The following is a 17298-nucleotide window of genomic DNA, read 5'->3' as shown; positions in this document are numbered from 1 at the left end:
CGCCGCACTTCAGTCTATTACCAGCCCTGACTGAAACGTCTATACTCGCTTCAATTGGCCGCCACGACGGCGAAAGGATGCAAAACTATTATGGCTCACTCACATTTATTAGCAGAAAGAATTTCCCGCCTCAGCAGCGCGCTGGAGAAAGGCCTTTTCGAGCGTAGCCACGCCATCCGCCTCTGCTTACTGGCGGCGCTGAGCGGTGAGAGCGTGTTTTTGCTGGGACCGCCGGGCATTGCCAAAAGCCTGATTGCCCGCAGGCTAAAATTTGCTTTTCAGAATGCCCGCGCCTTCGAATATCTCATGACCCGGTTTTCCACCCCAGAAGAAGTTTTTGGTCCGCTCTCCATTCAGGCATTGAAAGATGAGGGGCGCTATCAGCGCCTGACAGAAGGGTATCTTCCGGAGGCTGAGATTGTTTTTCTCGATGAGATCTGGAAAGCGGGGCCGGCTATTCTTAACACCCTCCTCACGGCGATAAATGAACGTCGATTCCGTAACGGCGCCAGTGAAGAGAAAATCCCGATGCGCCTGCTGGTGGCCGCCTCTAACGAACTGCCTGAAGCCGACAGCAGTCTGGAAGCGCTGTATGACCGTATGCTTATCCGTCTGTGGCTGGACAAAGTGCAGGATAAGTCCAACTTCCGCTCCATGCTGGTCAGCCAGCAGGATGAAAGTGAAAACCCGGTATCCGCTTCGCTACAGGTGACGGATGAGGAGTATCACCAGTGGCAGCAGGATATCGGCAAAATCAAACTGCCTGACGCCGTCTTCGAGCTGATCTATCTGCTGCGCCAGCAGCTTGATCTCATCCCTTCAGCGCCCTATGTCTCCGATCGCCGGTGGAAAAAAGCGATCCGCCTGCTGCAGGCGAGCGCCCTGTTCAGCGGCCGTGATGCCGTTGCGCCAATCGATCTGATCCTGCTGAAAGATTGCCTCTGGCACGATGCAGAAGGCATGAATCTGATGCAGCAGCAGCTTGACGTTTTGATGACCGGACACGCCTGGGGACAGCAGGCAATGCTCAACCAGCTGGGGGCGATTGCCCAGCGGCGCATCCAGCTCCAGCAGCAGCAAAGTGATAAAACCGCGCTGAAAGTGAATCGCCTTGGGGGCATGTTCGCCCGCAAACCGCACTACGAGCTTCCCGCAGATCTGACCGGCGCAACGCTAACGCTGCTGCTTCAGCAGCCGCTTAAACTGCATGATATGCAGGTGGTGCACATTACGATTGAGCGCGAGGCGCTGGCGCAGTGGCTGGATAAGGGCGGAGAGATCCGAGGAAAACTCAACGGCATTGGTTTCGCGCAGCCGCTGAATATGGAAGTGGACAGCAGCCAGCACCTGGTGATCCGTGACGTCAGCCTCCAGGGATCGCGTCTTGCGCTGCCGGGAACCGCTTCGGATAGCGTGCCGGAAGAGATCAAGCAGCAGCTGGAAGCGCTGGATACCGAATGGCATCAGCAGCACACCCGCTTTAGCGAGCAGCAAAAATGCCTCTTTATTCATAGCGACTGGTTAGGTCGCATCGAAGCCAGCCTGCAGGACGTCAGCGCGCAGATCAAACAGGCGCGTCAATGCTAACGCTCGATACGCTTAACGTCATGCTGGCCGTCAGCGAGGAGGGGTTGATCGAAGAAGTGGTCATTACCCTTCTGGCGTCGCCGCAGCTGGCGGCGTTTTTTGAAAAATTTCCGAAGCTAAAAAAGGCGATGACGGACGATCTGCCCCGCTGGCGGGAAAATTTGCGTCAGCGGTTCAGGGAGACCGAAGTTCCGCCTGAGTTAACGGAAGAGGTGGCCTGCTATCAGCAGTGCCAGCGGCTCTCCACGTCGCAGTTTATCGTCCAGCTCCCGCAAACCCTGACGTTGCTCGATAACGTCCACTCTCCGTTTGCCAGCCAGGCCCGGGCGCTGGTCACGGATAACGCCACCTTTACACCCGCACTGCATACCCTCTTCTTACAGCGCTGGCGCCTCAGCCTGGTGGTTCAGGCCACAACGCTGAACCAGCAGCTGCTGGATGAAGAGCGTGAACAGCTGCTCAGCGAAGTTCAGGAACGTATGACGCTGAGCGGCCAGCTAGAACAGGTGCTTGTGGAGAATGAAAACGCCGCAGGGCGTCTCTGGGATATGAGCGCCGGTCAGCTCCGGCGCGGGGATTATCAGCTTATAGTCAAATACGGCGATTTTCTGGCGCGGCAGCCCGAGCTGATGAAGCTTGCAGAACAGCTGGGTCGCTCAAGGGAGGCAAAATCGGTCCCAAAGAAAGATGCCCCGATGGAAACCTTCCGCACCCTGGTGCGCGAACCGGCTACCGTGCCTGAGCAGGTCGACGGGCTCCAGCAGAGCGACGACATCTTACGCCTGCTGCCGACCGAGCTAAGCACGCTGGGGATGACCGAGCTGGAGTATGAGTTTTATCGTCGGCTGGTTGAAAAACAGCTTCTCACCTACCGACTGCACGGTGAAGCCTGGCGCGAGAAAGTCAGCCAACGGCCGGTCGTCCATCAGGATTTTGATGAACAGCCGCGCGGGCCATTCATTGTTTGCGTGGATACGTCCGGTTCGATGGGCGGGTTTAACGAGCAGTGCGCGAAGGCCTTCTGTCTGGCACTGATGCGCGTGGCGCTCGCCGATCGCCGTCGCTGCTTCATCATGCTCTTCTCCAGCGAGGTGGTGGGCTATGAGCTGACGAACCAGCAGGGGATCGAGCAGGCAATCCGCTTTCTGAGCCAGCGCTTTCGCGGCGGCACGGATCTGGCCAGCTGCTTCCGCAGTATTGTGGAGCGTATGCAGGGCGGCGACTGGTACGACGCTGACGCGGTGGTGATTTCCGATTTTATTGCCCAGCGGCTGCCGGATGACGTGGTGAATAAGGTGAAGGAATTACAGCGGGTGCACCAGCACCGTTTTCACGCGGTGGCGATGTCAGCCCATGGAAAACCCGGCATCATGCGCATCTTCGATCATATCTGGCGCTTTGATACCGGGCTGCGTAGCCGCCTGCTCAGACGCTGGCAGCGTTAATTACAGAAGAGAACCGACGCTTTCACGTACCTGCTGCGGCCAGACGCCACACTGAACCTGACCGATATGGGGTACTTGCAGCAGCAGCATGGTTAAACGGGACTGGCCGATACCGCCGCCGATCGTCTGAGGCATTTCACCGCGCAGCAGCGCCTGGTGCCACTCGAGTTTGAGACGATCTTCATCACCGGTGACCGCCAGCTGGCGCTTCAGCGCGTCGGCATCCACGCGGATCCCCATAGATGAAATCTCGAATGCGTCTTCCAGTACCGGGTTCCACACCAGAATATCGCCGTTCAGCCCGGCAAATTCGCCCTCACCCGCCGTACTCCAGTCATCATAATCCGGTGCGCGAACGTCGTGGCGTTTGCCATCAGACAGTTTGCCGCCGATACCGATCAGGAATACTGCACCTAATTCTTTAGCGATCGCACGCTCGCGACCTTTAGCATCGAGATCCGGGAAGCGGCTCAGCAGCTCCTGGCTGTGGACAAAGTGGATCGTATCCGGCAGGAACGGTGCCAGACCAAACTCTTTGCTCACGGCCGCTTCGGTTGCTTTGATCCCGGCGTAGATCGCCTCAACGGTGGATTTCAGCGTACCGACGTGGCGTTCACCATCACCCATTACGCGCTCCCAGTCCCACTGGTCAACGTAAACGGAATGAATCGGAGAAAGGCGGTCTTCATCGGGACGAAGGGCTTTCATGTGCGTGTAGAGCCCTTCGCCCGCGCTGAAGTCGTGTTGTCCCAGAGTTTGACGCTTCCACTTCGCCAGGGAATGAACCACTTCGAACTGAGCGTCTGGCAGCGTTTTCACTTTTACCTGTACCGCTTTTTCGCATCCAGAGAGGTTATCCTGCGTCCCGTCACCCACGCGGCTCAGAATCGGCGCCTGAACTTCAATAAGGCCAAGCTTCTCTTCCAGCTGGCGGGAAAAATGGGATTTTACGAAACTGATCTGGCGTTGTTTTGCGATGTAAGCGGTTTTCATTATTTATACTCCTGCGTCCTGTTGATATTGATTAAGCAACAGAAATGGCATCAGATTCAATAACTCATCAAAAAAAAGCCACCTTCACTTTTGATTCGATAAATTTAAACGCTAGAATAGAGTGATTCATTAATCTTCATAAGAAAAAGCTATGGAAAATTATCAGATCGACAATCTCGACCGAGGCATTCTGGAGGCGTTAATGGCCAATGCCCGTACCGCCTACGCCGAGCTGGCAAAACAGTTTGGCGTCAGCCCGGGAACCATTCACGTCCGCGTAGAGAAGATGAAGCAGGCGGGGATCATTACCGGCGCACGCATTGACGTCAGTCCTAAGCATCTTGGTTACGACGTCTGCTGCTTCATCGGCATCATTCTTAAAAGCGCCAAAGATTACCCTTCCGCCCTGGCGAAGCTGAACGCGCTGGATGAAGTCACCGAGGCGTATTACACCACCGGGCATTACAGCATCTTTATTAAAGTCATGTGCCGATCCATCGACGCCCTCCAGCAGGTACTTATCAACAAGATCCAAACAATCGATGAAATTCAGTCCACCGAGACGCTGATCTCCCTGCAAAACCCGATCATGCGTACCATCCGCCCGTGATCGGGCAAATTCATTCCCACATTTTCCACAGGTAGATCCCAGCTCGTTCACAGCGTACAATGACCGTCTCTTTATCTGGGCGAGCGATCAATGGCGGACATTACCCTTATCAGCGGCAGCACCCTTGGTGGTGCGGAATACGTAGCGGAACACCTGGCTGAAAAGCTGGAAGATGCGGGCTTTTCCACGGAAACCCTGCACGGTCCGTTGCTTGAAGATCTCCCGACTGACGGGGTCTGGCTGCTGATCACCTCCACGCACGGCGCGGGCGATCTGCCGGATAACCTGCAACCTTTATATGACGAACTGCTGGAACAGCAGCCCGACCTGTCAAACGTCCGTTTTGGCGCGGTGGGGATCGGCAGTCGTGAATATGACACCTTTTGCGGGGCAATAGAGAAAGTTGAAGCCGCTGTAACCTCTTGTGGAGCAAAACAGCTGGGTGAAACGCTCAAGATCAACATCCTCGATCATGACATTCCGGAGGATCCAGCCGAGATCTGGCTCGCGGAATGGAAAAATTTACTCAAAAACGATTAAAGATCGCGCGAACAGATGTGGATAACTCTGGTTAAAAGCTCGTATTAACCCGTAGTTATCCAAAGAACAACTGTTGTATCGTTTTTGACCTGTGCATAAAGTCGCGATCTGATCCCAGCTTATACTGTCCAGGATCACCGATCATTCACAGCAAACGATCCTTTCTAACTGCATGATCTTCTTTGTGAGATCGGACTTATCCACACAGGTTCGCGATCCTAATAAGAGATCACAATAGAACAGATCTCTAAATAAAAAGATCTTCTTTTTAATAGCCCAGGATCCCAATGCTTTCTCGAAAGACTAAAGTTGAGTAGAATCCACGGCCCGGGCTTCAATCCATTTTCATACCGCTTTACGCGAGGCAGACCACCATGTTTTATCAGGATCCTTTTGACGTCATCATCATTGGCGGGGGTCATGCAGGCACTGAGGCCGCAATGGCCGCAGCGCGTATGGGTCAGCAGACCCTGCTTTTGACACACAATATCGACACGCTGGGACAAATGTCCTGTAATCCGGCGATTGGCGGCATTGGGAAAGGACACCTGGTAAAAGAAGTGGATGCACTTGGCGGCCTGATGGCGAAAGCGATCGATCATGCTGGCATCCAGTTTAGGATACTAAACGCGAGTAAAGGTCCCGCCGTGCGTGCGACCCGAGCTCAGGCAGACCGTGTACTTTACCGTCAGGCTGTGCGTACTGCCCTGGAGAACCAGCCGAACCTGATGATCTTCCAGCAGGCGGTTGAAGATCTTATCGTTGAGAACGATCGCGTCGTAGGTGCCGTGACCCAGATGGGTCTCAAATTCCGTGCGAAAGCCGTGGTGCTGACCGTGGGCACATTCCTGGACGGTAAAATTCATATCGGTCTGGATAACTACAGCGGTGGCCGTGCCGGCGATCCGCCGTCTATTCCCCTGTCTCGCCGTCTGCGTGAACTGCCGCTGCGCGTCAGCCGCCTGAAAACCGGTACGCCGCCGCGTATTGATGCGCGCACCATTGATTTCAGCGTGCTGGCGCAACAGCACGGTGATAATCCGATGCCGGTGTTCTCGTTCATGGGCAATGCGGCTCAGCATCCGCAGCAGGTACCGTGCTACATCACGCATACCAACGAGAAAACCCATGACGTGATCCGCAATAACCTCGATCGCAGCCCCATGTATGCCGGCGTGATCGAAGGGATCGGCCCACGCTACTGTCCGTCGATCGAAGACAAAGTGATGCGCTTCGCCGATCGTAACCAGCACCAGATCTTCCTGGAGCCGGAAGGGCTGACCTCAAATGAAATTTATCCGAACGGCATCTCCACCAGTCTGCCGTTCGATGTACAGATGCAAATTGTTCGCTCAATGCAGGGGATGGAGAATGCGAAAATCGTTCGTCCCGGCTACGCTATTGAGTACGATTTCTTCGATCCGCGCGACCTGAAGCCAACCCTGGAAAGCAAATTCATCCACGGTCTGTTCTTCGCGGGGCAGATTAACGGCACTACCGGCTACGAAGAAGCGGCTGCGCAGGGCCTGCTTGCCGGTTTGAACGCCGCGCGCTTCTCCGCTGAGAAAGAGGGCTGGGCACCAGGCCGTTCTCAGGCGTATCTGGGCGTGTTGGTTGACGATCTCTGCACGCTGGGTACCAAAGAGCCGTATCGTATGTTTACCTCTCGCGCTGAATATCGCCTGATGCTTCGTGAAGATAACGCCGACCTGCGTCTGACCGAAATGGGCCGCGAGCTGGGTCTGGTCGATGACGAACGCTGGGCGCGCTTCAACGAAAAGCTGGAGCGCATTGAACAGGAACGTCAGCGCCTGAAAACCACCTGGGTGAATCCGCAGGCGGAAACCGCTGCCGAAGTAAACGCTCACTTAACCGCGCCGCTGTCGCGTGAAGCCAGCGGGGAAGATCTGCTGCGCCGTCCTGAAGTCACCTACGAGAACCTGGTCAAACTGACCGCCTTCGCGCCGGGGCTGGAAGACGCTGAAGCGGCAGAGCAGGTTGAGATCCAGGTGAAGTACGAAGGTTACATCGCGCGTCAGCAGGATGAGATCGAAAAACAGCAGCGTAACGAAAACACGCTGCTGCCGGAAATGCTGGACTACCGCCAGGTGACGGGCCTTTCCAACGAAGTGATCGCCAAGCTGAACGATCACAAACCGGTATCGATCGGCCAGGCATCCCGTATCTCCGGCGTCACGCCTGCAGCGATTTCGATCCTGCTGGTCTGGCTGAAAAAGCAGGGCATGCTGCGCCGCAGCGCGTAATGCCCAGAACATTGCCCGGTGGCGCTGCGCTTACCGGGCCTGATGAACCCGTAGGGCGGGTAAGCGAAGCGCCACCCGCCACCTAAGTTTTCCAACAGGTATTCACCGTGCTCAACAAACTCTCTCGTCTGCTGGATCAGGCAGGTATTTCGCTCACCGATCACCAGAAAAATCAGCTGGTGGCCTATGTCGATATGCTGAACAAATGGAACAAAGCGTACAACCTGACTTCAGTACGTGACCCCAACGAGATGCTGGTACGCCATATTCTCGATAGCATCGTGGTTGCCCCGTGGCTGAAAGGTGAGCGTTTTATCGACGTGGGTACGGGACCTGGTTTACCGGGCGTTCCGCTGTCGATTGTTCGCCCTGAGAGCCACTTCACGCTGCTGGACAGCCTTGGCAAGCGCGTGCGCTTTTTACGTCAGGTACAGCATGAGCTGAAGCTTGAAAACATCACGCCCGTGCAGAGCAGGGTAGAGGAGTTCCCGGCAGAGCCGCCGTTTGACGGTGTTATCAGCCGCGCGTTTGCTTCGCTCAATGATATGGTGAGCTGGTGTAAGCACTTGCCGGCAGAGAATGGCCGCTTTTATGCGCTGAAAGGGCAGTTGCCAGGCGATGAGATTGAACAGCTCCCGGACGGTTTTGCTGTTGAATCCATCGAGAAATTACACATTCCTCAGCTCGATGGGGAGCGTCATCTGGTGATAATTAAGCCAAACAATTTTTAAAAAATTAATAAAAAATGTGGAATTTGTGCTGTTCTTCGCATGTTAAAAAACAGCACAACTACCGGGGATTTACCGGTGAGCTTTTAACCTCTTTTTCACTAAGGTTTTTCTTCTGGTTAACCTGGCCACTTTTATTCACCGAGAAGATAGTCATCTGTGAAAATATAAGTCTGCTAAAAGTGGGAGGTAGTAACCAGAACGCAATGTTAATTGTTTATTAAGAATGTCAATAAAACGTTTTTATTGTGTACTGGGCTGTTTTGAAAATAGTTACGACGTTTTGCTTTTAATTTCATAAAGATAAATTTATGCGATTTGCGCCTTTGATAAATACAACCTTATCGCAAATGTGTGTTTTGTGATCTCGTGCACGCTTTATCGCCAACGTTTTCGCGCTGTTTGCAGTTTTGGTCGAAGGTTGACGCTTTCAGCGAAAGTTAAAAAATAGCGGTGGGGAAAAATATTTAAACATTTATTCACCTTTTCGCTACTTAATGTTTGAAATCACGGGTGCGCACCGTATAATTTGACCGCTTTTTGATGCTTGACTCTGAGCCTTAAAGGACGTTTTATACGACACGCGGCATACCTCGAAGGGAGCAGGAGTAAAAACGTGATGTCTGTGTCGCTCTTGAGTAGAAACGTTGCTCGTAAGCTTCTGTTCATTCAGTTTCTGGCTGTGATAGCAAGTGGACTGCTGTTTAGCCTCAAAGACCCCTTCTGGGGCATCTCCGCCGTGTGCGGGGGTTTGGCGGTTGTGCTGCCAAACGTGTTGTTTATGATTTTTGCCTGGCGTCATCAGGCGCATACACCCGCCAAAGGCCGCGTGGCCTGGTCCTTCGCCCTCGGCGAAGTGTGTAAGGTGTTGCTGACCTTTGCTCTACTGGTGATGGCGCTGGCGGTTTTGAAAGTGGTCTTCATGCCGCTGATAGTAACGTGGGTTTTGGTGCTGGTGGTACAAGTTCTGGCTCCAGCTGTAATCAATAACAAAGGGTAAAAGGCATCATGGCTTCAGAAAATATGACGCCGCAGGATTACATAGGTCACCATCTGAATAACCTTCAGCTGGACCTGCGTACATTCTCGCTGGTGGATCCACATAACCCCCCGGCCACCTTCTGGACGATCAACATCGACTCCATGTTCTTCTCGGTGGTTTTGGGTCTTCTGTTCCTGGCCATGTTCCGCGGTGTTGCTAAACGAGCGACCAGCGGTGTACCAGGGAAATTCCAGACCTTCATCGAAATGATCATCGGCTTCGTCCATGGCAGCGTCAAAGACATGTACCATGGTAAGAGCAAGCTGATTGCTCCGCTGGCCCTGACCGTGTTCGTTTGGGTCTTCCTGATGAACCTGATGGACCTGCTGCCAATCGATCTGCTGCCGTTTATCGGCGAGCATATCTTCGGCCTGCCTGCGCTGCGTGTTGTACCGTCTGCGGACGTGAACATCACCCTGTCGATGGCGCTGGGCGTGTTTATCCTGATTCTTTTCTACAGCATCAAAATGAAAGGCGTAAGCGGCTTTGTGAAAGAGCTTACCTTGCAGCCGTTCAACCACTGGGCGTTTATTCCGGTCAACCTGATCCTGGAAGGCGTTAGCCTGCTGTCCAAACCTGTTTCACTGGGTCTGCGACTGTTCGGCAACATGTATGCGGGTGAGCTGATTTTCATTCTGATCGCGGGTCTTCTGCCGTGGTGGTCACAGTGGATTCTGAATGTGCCATGGGCCATTTTCCACATCCTGATCATTACGCTGCAAGCCTTTATCTTCATGGTTCTGACGATCGTCTATCTGTCGATGGCGTCTGAAGAGCACTGATTTTTTACCAACACTACTACGTTTTAATTGAAACAAACTGGAGACTGTCATGGAAAACCTGAATATGGATCTGCTGTACATGGCTGCCGCTGTGATGATGGGTCTGGCGGCTATCGGTGCTGCGATCGGTATCGGCATCCTCGGGGGCAAATTCCTGGAAGGCGCAGCGCGTCAACCTGATCTGATTCCTCTGCTGCGTACTCAGTTCTTTATCGTTATGGGTCTGGTGGATGCTATCCCAATGATCGCTGTAGGTCTGGGTCTGTACGTGATGTTTGCTGTCGCGTAGTAGTAGTTTTAAAACCCTAAGCCACAGAAATTAAAGAGGTATTGTGCTGTGAACATGAACGCAACAATCCTCGGCCAGGCCATCGCGTTTATTCTCTTTGTCTGGTTCTGCATGAAGTATGTATGGCCGCCTTTAATGGCTGCCATCGAAAAACGTCAGAAAGAAATTGCTGACGGTCTGGCTTCTGCAGAACGCGCTAAGAAAGATTTGGACCTTGCACAGGCCAACGCGACAGACCAGCTGAAAAAAGCGAAAGCTGAAGCTCAGGTAATCATTGAACAGGCTAACAAACGCCGTTCTCAGATCCTGGACGAAGCCAAAGCTGAAGCAGAACAGGAACGTACTAAGATCGTGACACAAGCTCAGGCAGAAATTGATGCTGAGCGTAAACGTGCTCGTGAAGAACTGCGTAAGCAGGTTGCGATTCTGGCTGTTGCTGGCGCCGAGAAGATCATCGAACGTTCCGTGGATGAAGCTGCTAACAGCGACATCGTGGACAAACTTGTCGCTGAACTGTAAGGAGGGAGGGGCTGATGTCTGAATTTGTTACGGTAGCTCGCCCCTACGCCAAAGCAGCTTTTGACTTTGCTGTCGAACACCAAAATGTCGATCGCTGGCAGGATATGCTGGCGTTTGCCGCTGAGGTGACGAAAAACGAACAAATGGCTGAGTTGCTTTCCGGTGCGTTAGCACCTGAAACTCTCGCCGCGTCGTTTATCGCCGTGTGCGGAGAGCAACTGGATGCCAACGGCCAGAACCTGATTAAGGTGATGGCAGAAAATGGTCGTCTCCGTGTGCTCCCGGATGTTCTCGAGCAGTTTGAGCACTTACGTGCCCTTAGTGAAGCAACCGCTGAAGTCGAAGTGACTTCTGCGACTGAACTGAGTAATGAACAGCTTGCGAAAATCACCGCCGCGATGGAAAAACGTCTGTCACGCAAAGTTAAGCTGAATTGCAAAATCGATAAGTCTGTAATGGCAGGCGTAATCATCCGTTCGGGTGATATGGTCATTGATGGCAGCGTACGCGGCCGTCTTGAACGCCTTGCAGACGTCTTGCAGTCTTAAGGGGACTGGAGCATGCAACTGAATTCCACCGAAATCAGCGAACTGATCAAGCAGCGCATTGCTCAGTTCAGTGTTGTGAGTGAAGCTCACAACGAAGGTACTATTGTTTCTGTAAGTGACGGTGTTATCCGCATCCACGGCCTGGCCGATTGTATGCAGGGTGAGATGATTTCCCTGCCGGGTAACCGTTACGCTATCGCACTGAACCTGGAGCGCGACTCCGTAGGTGCAGTTGTGATGGGTCCATACGCTGACCTCGCCGAAGGCATGAAGGTTAAGTGTACTGGCCGTATTCTGGAAGTGCCGGTTGGCCGTGGCCTGCTGGGTCGCGTTGTTAACACCCTGGGTGCGCCAATCGACGGTAAAGGTCCGGTTGAGCACGATGGCTTCTCCCCAATCGAAGTTATCGCACCAGGCGTTATCGACCGTCAGTCCGTAGATCAGCCTGTTCAGACAGGTTATAAGTCCGTTGATGCTATGATCCCAATCGGTCGTGGTCAGCGTGAACTGATCATCGGTGACCGTCAGACCGGTAAAACCGCGATGGCTATCGACGCCATCATCAACCAGCGTGACTCCGGCATCAAATGTGTGTACGTGGCTATCGGCCAGAAAGCGTCCACCATTTCTAACGTGGTTCGTAAACTGGAAGAGCACGGCGCACTGTCTAACACCATCGTTGTGGTAGCAACCGCGTCTGAATCTGCTGCACTGCAATACCTGGCACCATACGCCGGTTGCGCAATGGGCGAATACTTCCGTGACCGCGGTGAAGATGCGCTGATCGTATACGATGACCTGTCTAAACAGGCTGTTGCTTATCGTCAGGTTTCCCTGCTGCTCCGTCGTCCACCTGGACGTGAAGCGTTCCCTGGCGACGTATTCTACCTCCACTCTCGTCTGCTGGAGCGTGCTTCCCGCGTTAACGCGGAATACGTCGAGAACTTCACCAAAGGTGAAGTGAAGGGTAAAACGGGCTCTCTGACCGCTCTGCCGATCATTGAAACCCAGGCGGGTGACGTTTCTGCGTTCGTTCCGACCAACGTAATCTCCATTACCGATGGTCAGATCTTCCTGGAAACCAACCTGTTTAACTCCGGTATTCGTCCGGCGGTTAACCCGGGTATCTCCGTATCCCGTGTTGGTGGTGCTGCTCAGACCAAGATCATCAAGAAACTGTCCGGTGGTATCCGTACCGCGCTGGCACAGTATCGTGAACTGGCTGCGTTCTCTCAGTTCGCATCCGATCTGGACGAAGCAACCCGTAAACAGCTGAGCCACGGTCAGAAAGTGACCGAGCTGCTGAAGCAGAAACAGTACGCACCAATGTCTGTTGCTCAGCAGGGCCTGGTACTGTTCGCGGCTGAACGCGGTTACCTCGAAGATGTGGAACTGGCGAAAATCGGTAGCTTCGAAGCCGCTCTGCTGGCTTACGTCGACCGTGATCACGCTCCGCTGATGCAAGAGATCAACCAGACCGGTGGCTATAACGACGAAATCGAAGGCAAGCTGAAAGCTATCCTCGATTCCTTCAAAGCAACCCAATCCTGGTAATCGTCCGGCGGCTTGTCTCAGGACAAGCCGCCTGGCATTGAGGAGAAGCTCATGGCCGGCGCAAAAGAGATACGTAGTAAGATCGCAAGCGTCCAGAACACGCAAAAGATCACTAAAGCGATGGAGATGGTCGCCGCTTCCAAAATGCGTAAATCGCAGGATCGCATGGCGGCCAGCCGTCCTTATGCAGAAACCATGCGCAAAGTGATTGGTCACCTTGCAAACGGTAATCTGGAATATAAGCACCCTTACCTGGAAGAACGCGACGTTAAGCGCGTGGGCTACCTGGTGGTGTCGACCGACCGTGGTCTGTGTGGCGGCTTGAACATTAACCTGTTCAAAAAACTGCTGGCGGATATGAAAGCATGGTCTGAAAAAGGCGTTCAGTGCGATATCGCAATGATCGGCTCTAAAGGCGTCTCTTTCTTTAACTCCGTTGGTGGCAACATTGTCGCTCAGGTGACTGGTATGGGTGATAACCCGTCCCTGTCCGAACTGATCGGCCCGGTTAAAGTGATGTTGCAGGCCTATGATGAAGGCCGTCTGGACAGACTGTACGTTGTCAGCAACAAATTCATTAACACCATGTCTCAGGTTCCAACGCTCACTCAGATGCTGCCGTTACCGGCATCAGAAGATGACGAGCTGAAGCAAAAAGCCTGGGATTACCTGTATGAACCCGATCCGAAACCGCTGCTGGATACCCTGCTGCGTCGTTACGTTGAATCTCAGGTTTATCAGGGCGTTGTAGAAAACCTGGCCAGCGAGCAGGCCGCACGAATGGTGGCGATGAAAGCCGCGACCGATAATGGCGGCAGCCTGATTAAAGAGCTGCAGTTGGTTTACAACAAAGCTCGTCAGGCCAGCATTACTCAGGAACTCACCGAGATCGTCTCGGGGGCCGCCGCGGTTTAACCAGGTTTACGAATTACGTAGAGGATTCAAGATGGCTACTGGAAAGATTGTCCAGGTAATCGGCGCCGTGGTGGACGTCGAGTTCCCTCAGGACGCCGTACCACGCGTGTACGACGCGCTTGAGGTACAGAATGGTAACGAGAGCCTGGTGCTGGAAGTTCAGCAGCAGCTCGGCGGCGGTATCGTGCGTACCATCGCGATGGGTTCTTCCGACGGTCTGCGTCGTGGTCTGGAAGTCAAAGACCTTGAGCACCCGATTGAAGTCCCGGTAGGTAAAGCAACACTGGGTCGTATCATGAACGTATTGGGTCAGCCAATCGACATGAAAGGCGACATCGGTGAAGAAGAGCGTTGGGCTATCCACCGCGCAGCACCTTCCTACGAAGAGCTGTCCAGCTCTCAGGAACTGCTGGAAACCGGTATCAAAGTTATCGACCTGATGTGTCCGTTCGCGAAGGGCGGTAAAGTCGGTCTGTTCGGTGGTGCAGGTGTTGGTAAAACCGTAAACATGATGGAGCTGATCCGTAACATCGCGATCGAGCACTCCGGTTACTCCGTGTTTGCGGGCGTAGGTGAACGTACTCGTGAGGGTAACGACTTCTACCACGAAATGACCGACTCCAACGTTCTGGACAAAGTATCCCTGGTTTACGGCCAGATGAACGAGCCACCAGGAAACCGTCTGCGCGTTGCGCTGACCGGTCTGACGATGGCTGAGAAGTTCCGTGACGAAGGCCGTGACGTTCTGCTGTTCGTTGATAACATCTATCGTTACACCCTGGCCGGTACGGAAGTATCTGCACTGCTGGGTCGTATGCCTTCAGCGGTAGGTTATCAGCCTACGCTGGCGGAAGAGATGGGTGTTCTTCAGGAACGTATCACCTCTACCAAAACCGGTTCTATCACCTCCGTTCAGGCGGTATACGTACCTGCGGATGACTTGACTGACCCATCTCCAGCAACCACCTTTGCTCACTTAGATGCAACCGTGGTACTGAGCCGTCAGATCGCGTCTTTGGGTATCTACCCGGCCGTTGACCCGCTGGACTCCACCAGCCGTCAGCTGGATCCACTGGTTGTGGGTCAGGAACACTACGACACCGCGCGTGGCGTACAGTCCCTGCTGCAGCGTTACCAGGAACTGAAAGACATCATCGCCATCCTGGGTATGGATGAACTGTCTGAAGAAGACAAACTGGTGGTAGCACGTGCGCGTAAGATCCAGCGCTTCCTGTCCCAGCCGTTCTTCGTTGCGGAAGTATTCACCGGTTCTCCGGGTAAATACGTTTCCCTGAAAGACACCATCCGTGGCTTTAAAGGCATTATGGAAGGCGAATACGACCACCTGCCAGAGCAGGCGTTCTACATGGTTGGTTCCATCGAAGAAGCCGTGGAAAAAGCCAAAAAACTTTAACGCCTTAATCGGAGGGTGATATGGCAATGACTTACCACCTGGACGTCGTCAGCGCAGAGCAACAAATGTTCTCTGGTCTGGTCGAGAAAATCCAGGTAACGGGTAGTGAAGGTGAACTGGGTATTTTCCCGGGTCACGCACCGCTGCTCACCGCCATTAAGCCTGGTATGATCCGCATCGTTAAACAGTTCGGTCACGAAGAGTTTATCTATCTGTCCGGCGGCATTCTTGAAGTGCAGCCTGGCAGTGTGACCGTTCTGGCCGATACCGCTATCCGTGGACAGGATCTCGACGAAGCGCGAGCCCTGGAATCGAAGCGTAAGGCTGAAGAGCACATTAGCAGCTCTCATGGTGACGTGGATTACGCTCAGGCGTCTGCGGAGCTGGCCAAAGCGATCGCGAAACTGCGCGTTATCGAGTTGACCAAAAAAGCGATGTAACACCGGCTTGAAAAGCACAAAAGCCAGTCTGGATACCAGGCTGGCTTTTTTTTTCGGCCTTAATTCATGATGAAAAAGATGTAGAATTTTAAGCATCAAACGTTTTTACTTCACACTCAAACTACCGTCAGGATGCGTATGTCAAACAGTGCGATGAGCGTGGTGATCCTTGCCGCTGGCAAAGGGACCCGCATGTATTCCGATCTGCCTAAGGTGCTCCACACGCTTGCAGGAAAGCCAATGGTGCAGCATGTCATTGATGCAGCGAACGAGCTGGGTGCCAGTCAGGTCCACCTGGTCTACGGCCACGGCGGCGATCTGCTTAAAAAGACGCTGAGCGATGACAAGCTCAACTGGGTGCTTCAGGCCGAACAGCTGGGCACAGGCCATGCGATGCAGCAGGCTGCGCCTTTCTTTGCAGATGACGAAGACATTTTGATGCTCTACGGCGATGTCCCGCTGATCTCCGTTGAAACTCTGACTCGCCTGCGTGAAGCCAAACCGCAGGGCGGCATCGGTTTGTTGACCGTCGTGCTGGACGATCCAAGCGGTTATGGCCGCATCACCCGTGAAAACGGCAACGTCACGGGTATTGTTGAGCACAAAGATGCCAGCGACGAACAGCGCCAGATTCAGGAGATCAACACCGGTATCCTGATTGCCAACGGCGCGGATATGAAGCGCTGGCTGTCCAGACTCGACAACAACAACGCGCAGGGTGAATACTACATCACCGACATCATTGCGATGGCGTACCAGGAAGGGCGTGAAATTGCCGCCGTTCATCCGGCGCGCATCAGCGAAACGGACGGCGTGAACAACCGCCTGCAGCTCTCCCGTCTTGAGCGTATTTATCAGTCCGAGCAGGCCGAAAAACTGCTGCTGGCGGGCGTGATGCTGCGCGATCCGGCGCGTTTCGATCTGCGTGGTTCGTTATCTCACGGTCGTGACGTTGAAATTGATACGAACGTTATCCTCGAAGGTCACGTCACGCTGGGCAATCGCGTCAAAATTGGCGCCGGCTGCGTGATTAAAAACAGCGTCATCGGTGACGACTGCGAAATTAGCCCGTACAGCGTGGTGGAAGATGCCCGTCTGGATACGGCATGCACCATCGGCCCGTTTGCGCGTCTGCGCCCGGGCGCTGAGCTGCTGGAAGGCGCTCACGTGGGTAACTTCGTGGAGATGAAAAAAGCGCGTCTGGGTAAAGGCTCGAAAGCCGGTCATCTGACCTATCTGGGCGACGCGGAAATTGGCAATAACGTGAATATTGGTGCAGGGACTATTACCTGTAACTATGACGGCGCGAATAAGTTTAAAACCATCATCGGTGACGACGTGTTTGTTGGCTCCGATACGCAGCTGGTGGCGCCTGTTACCGTGGGTAACGGGGTGACCATTGCCGCGGGAACAACCGTTACGCGCGATGTTGCCGAGAACGAGCTGGTGTTAAGCCGCGTTCCGCAGGTCAGCAAGCAGGGCTGGAAACGCCCGGAGAAGAAAAAGTAACAACAAGGCGGGTGGCGCTACGCTTACCCGCCCTACGATTGAGTAGGCCTGATAGGCGTAGCCGTCATCAGGCAAACCCGGGAGAGGAGATAAATATATATTTCCCCCCATAAGCAGTA

The 17298-nt window shown here is 53.8% G+C and carries 17 protein-coding genes; 16 read left to right on the top strand and 1 reads right to left on the bottom strand.

Translation table 11 applies throughout. The features are described from left to right. Positions 1-90: 90 nt before the first annotated feature. Positions 91-1587: an ATPase RavA gene (ravA, locus tag ADJ24_RS06980; RefSeq protein WP_023309782.1), complete on the top strand. Its 1497-nt coding sequence runs from the start codon at positions 91-93 to the stop codon at positions 1585-1587. After that, positions 1581-3032 carry an ATPase RavA stimulator ViaA gene (gene viaA / locus ADJ24_RS06975; RefSeq protein WP_023309783.1) on the top strand — a complete coding sequence of 484 codons (1452 nt, stop codon included), beginning with the start codon at positions 1581-1583 and terminating at the stop codon, positions 3030-3032. The genes ravA and viaA overlap by 7 nt, the downstream gene beginning before the upstream one ends. Here the strand turns inward: viaA and asnA are convergent, their stop codons facing one another. Next, positions 3033-4025, bottom strand: coding sequence for an aspartate--ammonia ligase (asnA, locus tag ADJ24_RS06970; RefSeq protein ID WP_023309784.1), 993 nt, complete (start codon positions 4023-4025; stop codon positions 3033-3035). A gap of 151 nt (positions 4026-4176) precedes the next feature. Here asnA and asnC point away from each other — a divergent pair, with 151 nt between their 5' ends. From asnC to glmU, 14 genes are all read left to right on the top strand, one after another. After that, on the top strand, positions 4177-4635 hold the full coding sequence (gene asnC, locus ADJ24_RS06965; protein ID WP_023333916.1) for a transcriptional regulator AsnC: 459 nt from the start codon (positions 4177-4179) through the stop codon (positions 4633-4635). Positions 4636-4725: 90 nt separating this feature from the next. Then, positions 4726-5175 carry an FMN-binding protein MioC gene (gene mioC / locus ADJ24_RS06960; RefSeq protein ID WP_023309786.1) on the top strand — a complete coding sequence of 150 codons (450 nt, stop codon included), beginning with the start codon at positions 4726-4728 and terminating at the stop codon, positions 5173-5175. A gap of 374 nt (positions 5176-5549) precedes the next feature. Beyond that, entirely contained in the window at positions 5550-7439 is a 1890-nt protein-coding gene (mnmG, locus tag ADJ24_RS06955) for a tRNA uridine-5-carboxymethylaminomethyl(34) synthesis enzyme MnmG (protein ID WP_014072433.1), read from the top strand. Positions 7440-7546: 107 nt separating this feature from the next. After that, on the top strand, positions 7547-8170 hold the full coding sequence (gene rsmG, locus ADJ24_RS06950) for a 16S rRNA (guanine(527)-N(7))-methyltransferase RsmG (protein ID WP_023309787.1): 624 nt from the start codon (positions 7547-7549) through the stop codon (positions 8168-8170). A gap of 616 nt (positions 8171-8786) precedes the next feature. Next, a complete protein-coding gene (gene atpI, locus ADJ24_RS06945) occupies positions 8787-9167 on the top strand; it encodes a F0F1 ATP synthase subunit I (protein WP_023309788.1) in 381 nt (126 codons plus the stop codon). A gap of 8 nt (positions 9168-9175) precedes the next feature. Beyond that, positions 9176-9991 carry a F0F1 ATP synthase subunit A gene (atpB, locus tag ADJ24_RS06940; protein ID WP_023309789.1) on the top strand — a complete coding sequence of 272 codons (816 nt, stop codon included), beginning with the start codon at positions 9176-9178 and terminating at the stop codon, positions 9989-9991. A gap of 49 nt (positions 9992-10040) precedes the next feature. After that, positions 10041-10280: a F0F1 ATP synthase subunit C gene (gene atpE, locus ADJ24_RS06935; RefSeq protein ID WP_000429386.1), complete on the top strand. Its 240-nt coding sequence runs from the start codon at positions 10041-10043 to the stop codon at positions 10278-10280. Positions 10281-10328: 48 nt separating this feature from the next. Next, complete coding sequence (gene atpF, locus ADJ24_RS06930; protein WP_014072436.1) at positions 10329-10799, top strand: F0F1 ATP synthase subunit B; 471 nt, start codon at positions 10329-10331, stop codon at positions 10797-10799. 14 nt (positions 10800-10813) lie between these two features. Further along, on the top strand, positions 10814-11347 hold the full coding sequence (gene atpH / locus ADJ24_RS06925; protein ID WP_023309790.1) for a F0F1 ATP synthase subunit delta: 534 nt from the start codon (positions 10814-10816) through the stop codon (positions 11345-11347). A 12-nt stretch (positions 11348-11359) separates the two neighbouring features. Then, positions 11360-12901: a F0F1 ATP synthase subunit alpha gene (gene atpA / locus ADJ24_RS06920; protein ID WP_006808751.1), complete on the top strand. Its 1542-nt coding sequence runs from the start codon at positions 11360-11362 to the stop codon at positions 12899-12901. Positions 12902-12952: 51 nt separating this feature from the next. After that, positions 12953-13816, top strand: coding sequence for a F0F1 ATP synthase subunit gamma (gene atpG / locus ADJ24_RS06915; RefSeq protein WP_008500191.1), 864 nt, complete (start codon positions 12953-12955; stop codon positions 13814-13816). A 31-nt stretch (positions 13817-13847) separates the two neighbouring features. Beyond that, positions 13848-15230: a F0F1 ATP synthase subunit beta gene (gene atpD, locus ADJ24_RS06910; protein ID WP_003862362.1), complete on the top strand. Its 1383-nt coding sequence runs from the start codon at positions 13848-13850 to the stop codon at positions 15228-15230. 20 nt (positions 15231-15250) lie between these two features. Then, on the top strand, positions 15251-15670 hold the full coding sequence (locus ADJ24_RS06905) for a F0F1 ATP synthase subunit epsilon (protein ID WP_006177560.1): 420 nt from the start codon (positions 15251-15253) through the stop codon (positions 15668-15670). A 138-nt stretch (positions 15671-15808) separates the two neighbouring features. After that, the gene (glmU, locus tag ADJ24_RS06900; protein ID WP_023309791.1) at positions 15809-17179 is read left to right on the top strand and encodes a bifunctional UDP-N-acetylglucosamine diphosphorylase/glucosamine-1-phosphate N-acetyltransferase GlmU; all 1371 of its coding nucleotides are present in this window, start codon (positions 15809-15811) and stop codon (positions 17177-17179) included. Positions 17180-17298 lie beyond the last annotated feature (119 nt).

The sequence above is a fragment of the Enterobacter sp. 940_PEND genome (assembly GCF_001059415.1).
Taxonomy (GTDB): domain Bacteria; phylum Pseudomonadota; class Gammaproteobacteria; order Enterobacterales; family Enterobacteriaceae; genus Enterobacter; species Enterobacter cloacae_M.
The sequence above is the reverse complement of the archived record's forward strand: the minus strand, read 5'-3'. Positions and strand labels throughout refer to the sequence as shown.

Bases quoted from the DNA above. Each gene is read 5' to 3' on its own strand.
- mioC (WP_023309786.1), top strand. From the start codon at position 4,726: ATGGCGGACATTACCCTTATCAGCGGCAGCACCCTTGGTGGTGCGGAA.
- atpA (WP_006808751.1), top strand. From the start codon at position 11,360: ATGCAACTGAATTCCACCGAAATCAGCGAACTGATCAAGCAGCGCATT.
- ravA (WP_023309782.1), top strand. From the start codon at position 91: ATGGCTCACTCACATTTATTAGCAGAAAGAATTTCCCGCCTCAGCAGC.
- viaA (WP_023309783.1), top strand. From the start codon at position 1,581: ATGCTAACGCTCGATACGCTTAACGTCATGCTGGCCGTCAGCGAGGAG.
- mnmG (WP_014072433.1), top strand. From the start codon at position 5,550: ATGTTTTATCAGGATCCTTTTGACGTCATCATCATTGGCGGGGGTCAT.
- atpG (WP_008500191.1), top strand. From the start codon at position 12,953: ATGGCCGGCGCAAAAGAGATACGTAGTAAGATCGCAAGCGTCCAGAAC.
- atpI (WP_023309788.1), top strand. From the start codon at position 8,787: ATGTCTGTGTCGCTCTTGAGTAGAAACGTTGCTCGTAAGCTTCTGTTC.
- asnA (WP_023309784.1), bottom strand. From the start codon at position 4,025: ATGAAAACCGCTTACATCGCAAAACAACGCCAGATCAGTTTCGTAAAA.
- glmU (WP_023309791.1), top strand. From the start codon at position 15,809: ATGTCAAACAGTGCGATGAGCGTGGTGATCCTTGCCGCTGGCAAAGGG.
- ADJ24_RS06905 (WP_006177560.1), top strand. From the start codon at position 15,251: ATGGCAATGACTTACCACCTGGACGTCGTCAGCGCAGAGCAACAAATG.
- atpB (WP_023309789.1), top strand. From the start codon at position 9,176: ATGGCTTCAGAAAATATGACGCCGCAGGATTACATAGGTCACCATCTG.
- atpD (WP_003862362.1), top strand. From the start codon at position 13,848: ATGGCTACTGGAAAGATTGTCCAGGTAATCGGCGCCGTGGTGGACGTC.
- asnC (WP_023333916.1), top strand. From the start codon at position 4,177: ATGGAAAATTATCAGATCGACAATCTCGACCGAGGCATTCTGGAGGCG.
- atpE (WP_000429386.1), top strand. From the start codon at position 10,041: ATGGAAAACCTGAATATGGATCTGCTGTACATGGCTGCCGCTGTGATG.
- atpH (WP_023309790.1), top strand. From the start codon at position 10,814: ATGTCTGAATTTGTTACGGTAGCTCGCCCCTACGCCAAAGCAGCTTTT.